14 protein-coding genes are annotated in these 13852 nt (G+C 60.0%); 1 reads left to right on the forward strand and 13 read right to left on the reverse strand.

The window, feature by feature from the left end:
* Positions 1 to 56: 56 nt before the first annotated feature.
* From H2510_RS16690 to H2510_RS16700, 3 genes are all read right to left on the reverse strand, one after another.
* The gene (locus H2510_RS16690) at positions 57 to 227 is read right to left on the reverse strand and encodes a hypothetical protein (protein ID WP_186629419.1); all 171 of its coding nucleotides are present in this window, start codon (positions 225 to 227) and stop codon (positions 57 to 59) included.
* A gap of 232 nt (positions 228 to 459) precedes the next feature.
* Entirely contained in the window at positions 460 to 741 is a 282-nt protein-coding gene (locus tag H2510_RS20885) for a hypothetical protein (RefSeq protein WP_261392989.1), read from the reverse strand.
* Between the two features lie 176 nt (positions 742 to 917).
* Positions 918 to 1583: a hypothetical protein gene (locus H2510_RS16700; protein WP_186629421.1), complete on the reverse strand. Its 666-nt coding sequence runs from the start codon at positions 1581 to 1583 to the stop codon at positions 918 to 920.
* Positions 1584 to 2444: 861 nt separating this feature from the next.
* Here H2510_RS16700 and H2510_RS20890 point away from each other — a divergent pair.
* On the forward strand, positions 2445 to 2567 hold the full coding sequence (locus H2510_RS20890; RefSeq protein ID WP_261392990.1) for a hypothetical protein: 123 nt from the start codon (positions 2445 to 2447) through the stop codon (positions 2565 to 2567).
* 325 nt (positions 2568 to 2892) lie between these two features.
* Here the strand turns inward: H2510_RS20890 and H2510_RS16705 are convergent, their stop codons facing one another.
* The 10 genes from H2510_RS16705 to H2510_RS16750 form a co-directional block, all read right to left on the reverse strand.
* Positions 2893 to 3381 carry a hypothetical protein gene (locus H2510_RS16705; RefSeq protein WP_186629422.1) on the reverse strand — a complete coding sequence of 163 codons (489 nt, stop codon included), beginning with the start codon at positions 3379 to 3381 and terminating at the stop codon, positions 2893 to 2895.
* Positions 3382 to 3423: 42 nt separating this feature from the next.
* Positions 3424 to 4248 (reverse strand): hypothetical protein, encoded by an 825-nt coding sequence (locus H2510_RS16710; RefSeq protein ID WP_186629423.1) that lies wholly within the window; start codon positions 4246 to 4248, stop codon positions 3424 to 3426.
* 250 nt (positions 4249 to 4498) lie between these two features.
* Entirely contained in the window at positions 4499 to 5323 is an 825-nt protein-coding gene (locus tag H2510_RS16715) for a hypothetical protein (protein WP_186629424.1), read from the reverse strand.
* A 379-nt stretch (positions 5324 to 5702) separates the two neighbouring features.
* Entirely contained in the window at positions 5703 to 6548 is an 846-nt protein-coding gene (locus H2510_RS16720) for a hypothetical protein (RefSeq protein ID WP_186629425.1), read from the reverse strand.
* Between the two features lie 23 nt (positions 6549 to 6571).
* On the reverse strand, positions 6572 to 7060 hold the full coding sequence (locus H2510_RS16725) for a hypothetical protein (RefSeq protein ID WP_186629426.1): 489 nt from the start codon (positions 7058 to 7060) through the stop codon (positions 6572 to 6574).
* A 43-nt stretch (positions 7061 to 7103) separates the two neighbouring features.
* A complete protein-coding gene (locus H2510_RS16730) occupies positions 7104 to 7922 on the reverse strand; it encodes a hypothetical protein (protein WP_125458694.1) in 819 nt (272 codons plus the stop codon).
* Positions 7919 to 10474 (reverse strand): hypothetical protein, encoded by a 2556-nt coding sequence (locus tag H2510_RS16735; protein WP_186629427.1) that lies wholly within the window; start codon positions 10472 to 10474, stop codon positions 7919 to 7921. Before H2510_RS16735 ends, H2510_RS16730 begins: the two co-directional genes overlap by 4 nt.
* Complete coding sequence (locus H2510_RS16740; RefSeq protein ID WP_186629428.1) at positions 10471 to 10782, reverse strand: hypothetical protein; 312 nt, start codon at positions 10780 to 10782, stop codon at positions 10471 to 10473. Before H2510_RS16740 ends, H2510_RS16735 begins: the two co-directional genes overlap by 4 nt.
* 207 nt (positions 10783 to 10989) lie before the next feature.
* Positions 10990 to 11346, reverse strand: coding sequence for a hypothetical protein (locus tag H2510_RS16745; protein WP_186629429.1), 357 nt, complete (start codon positions 11344 to 11346; stop codon positions 10990 to 10992).
* Complete coding sequence (locus H2510_RS16750; RefSeq protein WP_186629430.1) at positions 11343 to 13787, reverse strand: AAA family ATPase; 2445 nt, start codon at positions 13785 to 13787, stop codon at positions 11343 to 11345. Before H2510_RS16750 ends, H2510_RS16745 begins: the two co-directional genes overlap by 4 nt.
* Between the last annotated feature and the right edge of the window lie 65 nt (positions 13788 to 13852).

Raw genomic sequence — 13852 nt, forward strand, 5'->3', positions numbered from 1 at the left:
AAGGCGGGATTTGAATCGCCAATCGATTCATGACGAAGTTTTCGACGATTGTCCAGCTATCGCTGCGACAGCCCGACGTCGTCGAGCTGGTCTTTGACCTGGACAGTTCCTTCAAGCGCCGCCAGCATCAAGTACTTCGCGTCGTCGGCCAACTCGTTGTCTGCGTCGATGGCATCCAACACGACCTCCATAAGCGGTCTGTCCACGGCTTCATCGGCTGCGGTCACCGGCACTCCCCTGTCGACTAGAACGGACTCAACCAGACCACACAGTTCCACATCGCACCGACAGTTCGCACAGTGTCCACGATCCATGGGCTGCGACACCTCTAACGTCGGAGACCGCCAGGCCAACAGTGGCGCAGATGCGCAGGTGCATTCAGCGCTATGAGAAGTGGTCCAGTAACGATGGAACCGATCGCTGCTCGTTGCCGTCCAACTAATGGGGCACGGACTTCAGTCAGCCCTGACCTTGCTCATGGTCCCATCGCGGAAAGTCACCTTCCGCCGCCATCAGCCGGTGACCCTCCCACGGATCCCCATAGATCTCGTACGGATTCCCCAGCTCGGCCAAGCGAGCGAGACCGGCATCGGTGATATCGGCACGAAAGACTTCGGTGTTCGCCAACTCCTTGTCAGTTGCGTTCAACACACCGGGACTGCCCTCGAACCCGTTGGCGATTCGACTGATAGCAACCTCGTCGGAGACCCCCCATGGCTCCCAAGTCTGAGTGGTTTTCATTGCCCAGCCACCAAAACGGAGGTGCCCCTTCGCTGCGATTTCAGCGATTACTTCGAGAATTCTTTGTCTCGAGTAGCCGGCCGGTGTGATTCGACGTATCAATGAGGCGAACGCGCCAACAGGCATCCAGTCATCCGACATCTCGAACAGCAGAAAGTGCTCGAGTCGTTTATCTATCATGCGATGTGCACCTTCGCTATTCCTCCGTCTGGATACGTGATATCCATTGTGGCACCGCCCGATCTGCTGGACTCGCGCAACCTGACTTTAGTGCCGTCAGGCAATTCCATCACTTTTCCTGGATACTTGTCGCCGTCCGCAAGTCGCGCCTCGGTAGTCAGTGAATCCCATAGATCCCTCAGTTGCTGGTCGGTGTCCACCTGCCTTACCGGCTGATTCCGCCCGGGCACCGTCCCGTCCAAAATTTGGTCCCTTACGCCATCAGCACCAACCGGGCCAGCGTCTTCGAAAAACGAACTTGGGACAGCACTTTCAATCGTGTCCCACGCATCGACCCCGAACTCATCGACCAGGGCAAACAAGATCGCGCCCGCCGACACGAGCCCAGCCGAGATCAAGGCCGCGACCGCGGCGTCGATAACGAAAGCAAGTCCGATTACGACAGGCACAAATCCGAGCAGATCCGGCCCAGCTCCGAATTTTTTCAAAGCGTGATCGATCGACCGCGCGGCCTCCGCATCGCTTCTGTGCAATTCGCTCAGGCATCGACGGAGGTTGCGCTGGTGTTCTTCCCGCAAAGCTGGATCTGTGCCGTCGCCCGAGATCGCCCAATCCTCTGTAACCACCCACCCCGCTATCTCAATGGACTCGATCGCCGTCACCACCTGCTGACGGGCATTCGCGAATCGCGTCACTCCCTCAACTACCGCTGACTCCAAGAATCGCGTCGCGTGCGCGACCAGTTGAATGCGGTCCGACTCAGCTATTGCCCAATCCTCAGCAGCTGATTGTGCATTGCCGCTCCAGGTATGCGATACGCGGAACGATTCCATAACTTTGCTCGGGCGGGGTGCTAGGTCGTCCAAAACCTCCGCGAGGCGACGAAGTTCAGATGCTTCTGCAAGGACGTTATCTGGGCCCCAACCGAGAACGGTGGTCTTCCCTGGAGCGCTTCTCACAAGCTTGGTCTACCAACTTCTCCACCAGGGAGTAGTCCAATCAACGAACTCGCGAACTCATTGTCGGTCTGTTCATACCCGGATGCACAGTCGTCGATACTCTCGGACAACTGCTTCAATCGTTTCGACGGTGCTTCGACGCTGGCCGTTACAACCAGGCGAACCTGCGCCAGCACGGATGCCAGCTAAGAGCCTGCAACCGACTGCACATCGAAGTTCACTGTCGAGGCCGAGTCGGTCAATGAGTAGACATAGGTCTGGAGCTCACTCGACGTCGAACGCATCGCTGCTGAATCTGCCTCCAAGGGGATAGCAGTTCCTCCGCCTACGTCCCTCACCATTGCATTCTCCCGATTTGGTACGTCAGTTTCAGCGCGCACGAGCGATACTCGCTCCAGTAGGTTTCGACGCACGTCGACCACGTTTGGTTGCATCCGGTGCGGGTTTTGTCATTCAAAGCCCAACGGGAATCCTTAGTGTCGGGACAGGTATAGCCGCCCGGCACGTCGATCATCCGTTGTTGAAGAGAAGGACTGGCCGGTAAGAGTGGATCCGGTTGTATCAGTGACCGTCAATCGATTGTTCACCGAAGTCGACGCGTTCGTGTCGGACGCTGCCCTGCGCGGCTCCGACGATCTCGGCGAGCAGCAACTTCACTGTGCGCACAAGACGCACTCTCCGAACTGATCGTGCTGCAGCGCCGATGACTTCGTAAGGCGCCCTTCACGAACGACCACCAGCGGCGCTCGAGACGAGCAAAGATGCCCGACGAGTGACGACGCGTCTGGTATCACCGACGAGAGTTCAACGGCGTCCAACGAGCGGGAACGAGCGATAGACGAACTACATGCCGCCGAAAGCCATTCTGTAGCTCCTGTTCCGGTGTACAGTCGTCCGCCATCTCGAACCGCAACAAGTTGAGATCCCGGTCTTCAACTATGCGTCGAGCTCAAAAGTGTCGGATGCTTCGACTCCGCCAGTGAGGAAGGCTTCTTCGCTGCTAGCACTGAGACTATTCCAACCACGACATACGCCCGAAGTAACCGTCAACATCGTCTCGCTCATCAATCATGCGGTGGTCGGAAAAATGCGCTGAGAAACTCTGATATTCCAGGTTGTCCGGGTTGGGCTGACTCAGCTCTCCAGATAGCGATTCTTGCGTCACAGGCTCGGTTCTTTGATCAGCGCCGGTTTCAGTCGCTGGGCTATTGCCGATAGTCGCATCTGCGATTCGAGCCACGACTGGGTCGTCGCGGAGTTCGGCCATGATCGCGGTCGAACGCATCTGGACTTCCTGCGAGGTAAGCCGATACACGCGCGTGATCAGATCGGCCAGCGCTTCGGGCCCGCGTGCCCACGCGTCGTGAGCGATCGAGAGTTCGGTGAGTCGACCGTTTGCGTCTGTCCGAATGGTGACACCGTCGAGGTGCGTGTTTCCATGGACTTCGGCCACAGCCCGTTGAAGTCGTCGAACTTTGGCACCAAGTTCTTCGCGGGTCATAGCGATCGTCTCCTAGGGACACGTAAGTCGTTTGGGGCGTGGTCAGTTGCTACCGTCGGGCCATCCTGGGTAGGCCGGCTGCACTGGTGGCGGGGTGCTCCTGGCGTAGGCATTGCGAGTGATGATTCGTGGTGCGTCCGGGTAGAGCGATTGCGCCCATGGGGCGCAACGACCTTTGCCAGACGTGACCGGATCGATATCTATGAAGCCGTCGATTTCCCAACCGCCGAATTCGTTGCCGACAGGCGCTTGCCATTGCAGTTTATCGCCTACCGGTGAAGACGTTGGTTGGGGCACCGCAGGTGCCGTCAAGGGGTCGCCGGTGCGAATAAAACTTGAGCGAAGCTCCTGTCCGTCACCGTCGGTGAGCCGCGATGGAGAGTACTTTCCGTCTACGAGTACGTCGAGGCCGATGGAAAGCGCACATGACAGTACGTCGAAGCCAGCGTCCGTCGGGATGACCTGTTGGATGTGACCGTGGACTGTACCGACAAACGGACCCTGTCCTGTGTCGGCCTGAAAAAGCGAGTACAGCGGGCCGCCTGCCTCGCTGTTCGAACTGGCCGCAAACCCTACATACGCATAGTCAAGACCAACCATCAGCCCAATGACGAGTGACTCTCCGGCGGCGCGGATAGCGGTTCCCTCAGCCGAGAACAGGTCGATACCAGGTTCCGCAGACCACACCATCGTGGCGTCACGCACGCGATCAGGAACCTCGTAGACATTGATCGCCGGCCAACGCGACAACGACGTCGTCTCTGGCGCGGAGCCGTCGTCGTCGACGGAATCGCACGCTGCAACCGCGGTCAGCATCGTCAGCAGGACTGCGGTTATCATGCTCGCCCGCCGGCTACGCTGTTTCATCCGTAGATCTCCGCTCGCCAAGTATTTTTCGAGTCACGAGATGATTCACCGCTTGCCGGCCAATCCACAATTACTCCACTATTCGGATTGTTTCCTTCGAGTCGAATCGCCGCGGCCAACTGATACCGCTGCTCACCCCGTGTAGCATTGCGTGCGCACTCGTCCAGTTGAAGTCGTCGAACTTTCATATCGAGTTCTTTATGAGTCAAAGCCATAACTCCTACCGAGCACCGTGTTGTTCTGAGCCAATTCAGTGGCTGCTGTCGGGCCAACCGGGGTATGCCGGTTGCACCGGGGGTGGATTGTCTCTGGCGTAAGCATCACGGGCGATCGCGGGAGTCGTGTGCGGGTATAGCGATCGCGCCCACCGGGCGCATCGACCGTTCCCCGAAGTGGTCGGATCCCTGTCGGTGAAACCGTCGATTTCCCAGCCGATGAACTGATTGCCCGTGGGCGCCTGCCAGTGGCGATTATCCGGACCTGTTGAAGACGATGGTTGTGTCACCACTGGTGATTTCGCTGCCTCACCGGTGCGGATGAACCGTGAACGTAGTTCACCTCCCTCACCGCCCGCGAGCCCCGACGGGCTGTATTTGCCGTCGACTTTCACATCGAGGCCGACGGAAAGCACGCACGAGATGACATCAAAGCCGGCCTCAGTGGGAACGATCTGCTGGAGGTGACCGTGAAGCGTCCCCGCGAACGGACCTTGTCCGGTGTCGGCTCGGAACAGTGAATACAGCGGGCCGCCGGCCACGCTGTTCGAACTGTCTGCAAAACCTAAATACGTGTAGTCGAGCCCGGCCAAAGACCCGATAGCGAAGGACTCTAGAGCAGCGCGAATCAGTGTTCCCTCGGTTGCAAGGAGATCGATACCCGGTTCAGCAGACCAGACCATCGTTGCGTCACGGATCTGGTCAGGAACTTCATAGACATCTGTGGCCGGCCGATGTGAGGCTGACGTCGTCGCTGGCGCCCCACCGTGCTCGGTGGTTGAATCGCACGCTGCGACAACACCCAGCATTGCCAACAGAACAGCGGCGGCCAAACGCATGATTCGCCCTCCTTCGCTCATCCGTGAATCCTCACTCTGCTTCTCGAGTCATGACACGATTCATCACTTGCTAGCCAAGCCAGGATCTCCCCACTGGCTGGGCTCTTCCCTTCGGGCCGACTCACCATTGCCAGCTGATCCCACTGCTCGTCCCCCGTCGCGTTGCGTGTGTACTCGTCGAGCTTCGGAATTCCGCGTTCCTTGCATCGAATCCGAATGTCGATGCGTCAAGCGTGATCTCGCGGCTCATAGGCGCTTCGCGATCATCCACCGACAGTACGTAGGGCTTCATGAACTCAGAAGCAGCTGCGACGGCGATTCCTCCCCGGCGCCATTCCCCCAGCGACCTGATCGCACCGAGATCCGCTCCCAACATGCATGAATCTTGTTTTTAACGTCGTTAACTGGCACTATCCGGCCATCCCGGGTAGGCCGGCTGAACGGGGGGCGGGTTGTCTCGGGCGTATGCCTCACGAGAGACGATGGGCTCTACGTCCGGATACAGTGATCTCGCCCATGGAACGCAACGACCACTTTCCGCCGTGCCAGGTTCAACATCAGCAAATCCGTCGATTTCCCACCCGGCAAACCTGTTATCGGTAGGCGCCTGCCAATGCAAATTCTCGGACTCCTGAATGGACGACGGCATGGATTCACGTGCTGTCGTTGTCTTGTCGCCGGTGCGGATGAAGCGTATGCGCAGTTCTTCTCCCGCTATATTGGTCAGGAGCGACGGCGAGTACTTGCCGTTTTCGAGGACGTCGAGCCCGATCGACAGCACGCACGTCAACGCCTCGAATCCGTTATCACTTGGATTGACTTTTTGAATACGACTATGAATCGTTCCTGCGAACGGACCGTCGCCGGTCGCGGATTGGAAGATTGAGTATATCGAATCCCCGCCTTTGTAGTTACCGCTGGCCGCGAAGCCTCGATATGTGTAGTCCAAGCCAACCGTAGCTCCAATAGCTATCGATTCCTGGGCGGCACGGATCAAAGTACCCTCGGCAGAAAAGAGGTCGACCTCCGGCTCTGCGGACCACACCATAGTGGCATCACCCAGTTGATCTGGAACTTCATAGACGTCGGAGCCGGACGAATGCGACGTCGACGACGTCTGTTGGATAGAACTGTCCTCGACAGGAGACCCGCAAGCTGTCACCGCAATCTGGATCGTCAGCAGAACGGCTACTACCATCCGCACGCGTCGACTTCGCTGTTTCATCTGTAAATCTCCCACGGCCACTGGTTGTTTGACAGGCTTTGGGACTATTCCAACCACGACTTACGCCCGAAGTAACCGTCAACATCGTCCCGCTCATCAGTAATGCGGTGGCCGGTAGAGTGCCCTGAGAAACTCTGACTTTCCAGGATGGCCATGTCGGACTGACACAGCTCTCCAGATAGCGATTCACGCGTCACATACGCGGGTCTTTGATCAGCGCGGGTTTCAGCCGCTGGGCTGTTGCCGATAGTCACGTCTACGATTCGAGCCACGATTGGGTCGTCCCGCAGTTCAGCCATGATCGTCGTCGAACGTTGTCGGACATCGTCGGCAGTCTGTCGGTACGCGCGCATGATCGTGTCGGCCAGCACCTCTGGTCCACGGCCCCAAGCATCATGGCCGAAGGTGAGTTCGGTGAGTCGACCGTTGGCGTCGGTCCGAATGGTGACACCGTCGAGGTGCGTGTGGCCGTGAACCTCAGCAACAGCCGCTTGAAGCCGACGGACTTTGGCGCCTAGTTCCTCTCGAATCAAAGCGGTTACCCCCTACCTCGCACGAATGTTGTTCTGAGCGTAATTAATTGCGATTGCCGGGCCATCCTGGGTACGCAGGCTCCACCGGAGGTGGGTTGTCGTGGGCGTACGCGTCAGGCGGAATATTCACTGGCGCATCCGGGTACAGTGATCGAGCCCACGGCGCACAACGACCGTTCCTCGATGTGACTGGGTCTTGATCGATGAAACCATCAATCTCCCACCCCACGAATTCGTTGCCTGACGGCGCCTGCCAATGCAACAAGTCGGGAGACGACACCGAAGGTGGAGGTGTAGGCGAAGTTGCTGTTGAGGACTCGCCAGTGCGAACGAAGCGAGAGCGCTGCTCACTGCCCTCCCCGCCGGTAAGTCGGGACGGGACGTACTTTCCGTCGAGCTGTCTGTCGAGGCCGACCGCTAGAACACATGACAGGACGTCGAAACCACCGTTGATTGGGATGATCTGTTGGATACGTCCGTGAATCGTTCCTGCGAACGGGCCCTGTCCAGTGTCGTCCCGGAACCCGCCCAAGATGCCGCCACCACCCAGGCTGCCCGAGCTCTTCGCGAACCCCAAATAGGCGTAATCGAGACCGAGCATCAGTCCGATTACGAACGACTCTTCCGATGCGCGGATTAACGTCCCTTCCAAAGAGAGGAGGTCTACGCCCGGCTCCGCCGACCACACCATTGTCGCGTCGCGAAGGCGATCGGAAACCTCGTAACCGTCGGATGACGGCTGAGGCGACACGGACGTTGTCACTGTTACTGGGCCGTCGTCTGCGACAGAACCGCACGCTGCGACCACAATCAACGTGGTCAGTACGGCGCAAAGTAGGGGAATGAGTCGAGTCGTTTTCATCCGAGGATCTTCCACGGCCACTTGTTCTTTGGGTCACTCGACGAATCGTCGCTAGCCAACCACTGCAGAATTTCTGCGCTGCTCGGGTTGTTTCCGAGTGGCCGGACTGTCAACTCGAGAGCATGTTGTTGGCCGTCACCCGTCGCATTGCGCGTGTACTCATCGAGATCGGAGACCCCGCCATCGGCGATCAACCGCATGGCGCTTTGGTTGGCGAGAAATCCATCCGTCCCCCCTGACTCCGAGAACGCCTTTGCCACATCGGAGTAGGAAAGCAACGATTCGCCGCTCTCGCTCTTGTACACGTCAGGAACGTCGTTGATATCGATCGCGCCGCTATGAACAAGGGCATCGAGGATGTTGAACCTTCTGTAATCTGCACTACCCCAGTCGCTGGCCACGTACTTACCACCCTCGCCGTCGAAGCCGAATTGCGATGAATCAAAGGCAATCTCGCGTGCCAATGGCGAGTCGAGGTCATCTACAGACAGTACATAGGGCTTCAAGAACTCGGACCCGGCTGCGACGGCAATCCCGCCTGGCCCCATCCCCCCGGCGACGATTTGCCCCGCCGTCCACGCCGCGGTGAACTTCGAGTTCCGTGCTTCGGCTGCTTCCTGCTTGTCGAGACCCTCTTGCACGCGTTGGTCCATTTCGGTACTGAGACCGTGATCGACGAGCCACTGCAAGCGGTAGGCTTGGTCACCGAGGTTGCTGTATCCGGTTGTCGCAAACATCCGATCCATCCGCAGGCTCTCGGCAAGTGCAGTGCCGTTGATGATCTGACTGGACTGATCTTCGGAGTCCAGAATGGTGAAGACACGTAGCGGTTCGACAGGGCCACCTCCGAAATCTTCACTCCCACCGAAGTCACCGAATCCATGCGTCTGTGTGAGGTCGCTGGTCATACCGGTCATGTCACCGACGAAGGGGGCAAGGGCTTCGGCGACCTGCCCTGCAGTCCCCTCCCCGATCTTCCCTTCACCGGATAAAAGTGTCGTGTAATTGTTTGTTCCATCAGATGATTCGGTACTGGCCAGAATCTCTGCCAAGCCTCGGGCGGCGGACCCTGCGCGCACCGAGTTCTCGTACTCCGGTGTCCCTTCGGGCGCGGTCGAGTGTGCATCGCGCGGAATCCAATCGGTGAGTGAAGCCATGGCCGTTCCGTCGTCGCGTTGAAGCAACGGCATCACTGCAGTATCAGCGTGGTATTCAGATCCGAGGATGTCTGGTCCTCCTTCGCCGGTGAGAATCGCGCGCACGCCGTCCGTATTACGGGAACCAAGCTCGATCGCCTTCTCGAGGGTTTCCGCATGACCAGGATTGTCCACGGGCTCGTTGCTGAAGGGCAGGGCTCCGCCATGGGCATCGATCGACGCCGCGTGCATGCCCTGTCGAATCAGTTCGGTCGACATCTTCGTCCCGGGCTCATTGCCCGCTTCAGCTAACGCCAAAGCGTCGAACAATTTCGTCTGGCCCTCGACGAAGTTCTTCTGGTCGTCCACGATCGGACCGTCACCGGGATACGTCATCGCATTGCTGTCCAGTCCGTCGATACCGCGACTTGGACGAGTCGAAATGAGGTCGCGCATGTCCTGCGGCAAGTTTTCGTAACTACCTGCACCCGTCAGATTGCCGTCGGCATCGCGGCCGGTGCCGACCTTCTCGTTGGACAACACCAGGACGCCATTGGCCAGCGAGGCCGCCGCTTGTTGGCCCGCCGGGCCTTGCGATTGCAGCTGCTGGCTTGCAGCCGTGAAGCCGTCGACGCCGGCGGTGTTGTAGAACTCTTTCAAATATTGCTGGGTGCTCGCCGGGATCGTCGCCGTATCACCGTTGAGGTATGCCTGAAGCTGCGCAGGCTCCACACCTGTGGCACGCAGGTCTTCGGTGAGTTCCGCGAGGACGTCCGCGGTTATCGGCTCACCGTCGTCCACCGCGTTTCGAATCTGGGTGCCGATCTCCTTGCCGTCTTCACCCGACAGCACCACCGAACCTAGGCTGTCCCCGCCGGGACCACCGTGTTGTTCGAGGTCGGCCAGACCGCCGTCCACCGCCGATTTCAATGCCGTCAGAGCAGATCCGCAGTAAGCCAAATTCTCCTTCAGGCTGACCTGGAAGTCTGCTGCTTGCCGGTCGAGTCGGCCCTGCAGCACCAGGCGGAGGACGTCACCGTCTGTACCGGGCACGGTTGGGCTGGAGACCGTTCCATCAGGTCCAACAGACATGCCGTGGCGATCGACGGCGGCGTCCCGGGTGTTGACTATCACCGAACGGGACGCGTCGATCGTCTGTCCCTGGCTGATCAGAGCGTCCCCGACGATGTCCGTGGCGCGTTTCGACGCCGACGCAGTGAGAACTTCCGATACCGCACGCATCGACGCGGCCGCGCTGGCATCCCCTCGCCAAGTACTCGCACTCTTGTCGACTGCGAGGTCCACTTCCGCCAGGCAATCCGTGAGAGCGATCCCCGCCGACTTCATCGCCTCTCCTGCCGTGACCAACGTCAGCGGTTTCCACGATTCGACCTGAGGGATCGTCGGCGTCGTCACTGTCCGAGGCCTTCGGTCAACGAGCCGAGCTGTCTACTGAACGCTTCTTCGACCGCTTCGTAAGTGGCCGCGGACGAGGTCGCCCCATCTGCCAGAGCCTGCACAGCGCTGCGGTGTTTGGCCACAGTGGTCTCCAACGTCGTCACTATCCGCACCAGAAGATCATCGATACCCGCATCGGGCATCACCACCGCTCCAACGCTCGCGTTGGCAGGCCCAGCGATGTCAGCGACCGCGTTCGCCTTGACACTCAGCTGTGCCCCCAACGACCTGATCTCACCGAGATCCGCTCCCAGCAATTCCCCCAACAGATTCTCTCCCCCAAGAGTAACTTCACAGTGTGGCCGCCACGTTCGCCAGAGTTCGACGAAAGCACCCCGGCGGTGGCTTTGCCAAGGCAGCAGTCTGCCACAACTACGAGCCGGTGAGCAGTTTCAGTTCTTCATGGACGTGGTGACCACCCCCGCCGGAGTAACAGCCGGTCCCATTGAGGGCCCTGGTCACTGGACGTACCTTCAGCTTGGATCCAGCAGAACAGCAACGACTTTGCACAGGTCACGCACCTCCGCCACGGTCGGCGACAACTCGTACGCATGGTGGTGGCACACGTTGCTCAGTCTGTTCCACGCGACGGCAGCCGCGTCGGCTCGTTCTGTCGTGTCCAGTGACCGCAGGATTACTAGCTTCGAGCGCATGTTCGCGCCGGGAGCATCCACACCCAGGGCTCGGCACCGTTCGTCGACCAGCTCTTCGAGCGTTTGCCGGGCGAGGAATGCGGCGAGGCGCGCCGAACTGCCTGCAGCACCGACAGTTCCGTCGAGCAATCGCTCCGCGTTTCGAAGCCCGACTGCAGGTGAAATCGCGGTCGTCATGACGCCAGAATCCCGTCGATCATTTTTTTCAGATCGTTCACAGCGTGGGCATCGACCGTCACCACCTCACCGTGTGTGCCGGCGTTGGCGAGCTTGAGCGTCGGGCCTCGCTCGGCTCGATAACTCAGCCACCCGCCCAAGCTCCCATCGGGATCGTCGAGCACTGCCAACTTCAGCCTGTTCGTCGTCTTGTTCGCTGCCGCCCAGCGCTGCTCCGCGTCCTGTCGCCCCATACCAGCACGGTGCTCCTTGGCGTAGAACACCTGCTGCGCTGCGGATTCGATGGCGAGCCGGAACAGACCTGGGGCTACTCGCCGCTTGACCTCGTCAGGCACGCCCTCGTCCCTCACCAGTGCACGCACGTCGTCGACGTACCTCGTCGCTTGATTGAGCGTCTCCTTGACATAGATCTTCGACCCGGTCTCGCGGGTGACCTCGAGCAACCGCGCATCGACGGCGAGTTGCCTTATGGCAGTGGCTAATCGGTCGTCGTGCGAGAAGACGACGACTTGCCGAGTCTTGGCCAGCATCGACAGCACCCGGATAAATCCATCGATCTTGGCTGGGTCCATGGCCTGGATCGGATCGTCGAAAACGATGAACCGGAACGGACTGTTCGGCGTCGTCGCGCGAGGGATGAACAGCGCCAACGCCAAGGCGTGCAGCTCGCCCTGACTCATCACCGACAATGCCTCCGACGGTTCACCGTCGACCGTTCCCTTCAAAACAGCTTTACGCCGAGTATTGGTTCCCTCCAGGCTGATCGCGCCGATATCCACGTTGCTCTCCTGGCGGAGTTCGCTCCAGATGTCCCGCGCCTGGTCGGCAATCGGTTCGAGCCGCTGGTTGCGTAAGTCGATGACGTGCGACGTCATCCACTTCTTGGCTGCTTCCAGGCTGGTGACGGATGCGTCGGTCTTCGCTGCTATCTGCTCCATCTGCACCCAGGACGCCAACCGTGACGCGATGGGCGCCCAAGTGTCTTCCCGAGCTTTGATAGCCGCTGCTGCCTCATGACGCAGCAGCCCGCCGGACTCGACAACGGCATGCAACGTCGCGCTGAGGTGCTCTGCAAGCTCCGTGACTTCGTCAGGCGCAGACCGGACCTTCAGGACGGCCTCTTGGTACAACTCCAGCGATGGGAGTTCGACGCCGTCGACCGCAGTCGCGTCGGTCAGGTCGTCGATCAGTGCGGTCGCTGCACGGCGAGCGTCCTCGAAGTCGCGTCGAGCCTTCTTGAAGAGCGTGAGCTTGTCTTCTTCGTCGGACATACGCGTCCGGGCGTGTTCGGCCCACGCGTCGTCGAGAGTCCCGGTTTCGCAGACCGGGCAGTCGGTGGTGCCGGTGTCGGCGTGCAATTCGAGGGCGGACGTCAGCAGCGCGTTACGTCGTTCGACGATGGCGAGCGCGTCGGAAGCCAGGTCGACGGTGCCAGCTATCGCCTCCCGGAGCGCTACGACGACAGTGTCGACCTGCTCCTTCAACGGGATTGCCAGGCCGACGATGGCTCGGAGGCCAGACAGCGCAGAGGACTGCGTCGGTGCGGAACCGGTCGCGAGCGCCTGAACCGCATCGACGTCCGGAGCTCGCTTCTTTAACAGGGTTGCGGCCGACTGGGCCCGGTCATCCGCCGATTCTCCGACAATGTGCTTGAGTTGCGCCAGCGCTTCTTTCGCTTGTCCGCGCGGCACTTTGGCGTCCTTCAACGCCGATGCGAGCCGCTTCTCGGCGTCAGCGATCTCGTCGAGCCCGAGCAGTTTGGCAAGCGCGTCGTACAACGTGGAGGGACTGTCCTCGATGAGACCGCCGATCTCGTCGTACGACAGGATCGGGCGGTGCAGCTCGATCGCCGACTTCCACCCGAGCCCGTCGGTGCCGGGTGATCGTTTGGCCTTGCCGATCTGAGTCCACGTCGAGTTGTCGGGGAGCAATGCGTCCGCAGACCAATCGACGCCGACGACGGCGGGTTCTGAGCCCTCGATGGTCAGGCCGACGCGGATCTGGCACTGCGACGACTCGTGCAGGTTCCGCCAGGTGTCCTTCCACAGCTTCGCCTTGTTCTCCCACCGGTAGCTCTTGCCGGTGACCGCGAACTCGAGTGCCTCGGCGAAGCTGGACTTGCCGGATCCGTTGCGTCCGCTGACGATGGTGATGCCAGGTGCGGGATGCAGTTTCAGTTCGGACTTCGGGCCGATGCCTCGGAAGCCTGCCACCTCGATAGACGTCAAGAATGCTCCGACGGGCTTCTCGATGACTGCCTGCGCCGCGCGCCGAGTCTGCAACAGCGCCACGCCGTCGAGCTGGTCGTTGAGCTGGTCGGCTCCTTCGAGTGCCGCCAGCACCAAGTACTTCGCGTCGTCGGCGAGCTCGTTGTCTGCGTCGATGGCGTCGAACACGACCTCCATGAGCGGTCTATCCACGGCCTCATCGGTTCCGGTCACGGCACTCCCCTGTCGTTTAGAACGGTTCCCCAACCAGACCACACAGTTCCATATCGCACCGACAG

The organism is Rhodococcus sp. BP22, from assembly GCF_014281965.1.
Taxonomy (GTDB): domain Bacteria; phylum Actinomycetota; class Actinomycetes; order Mycobacteriales; family Mycobacteriaceae; genus Rhodococcoides.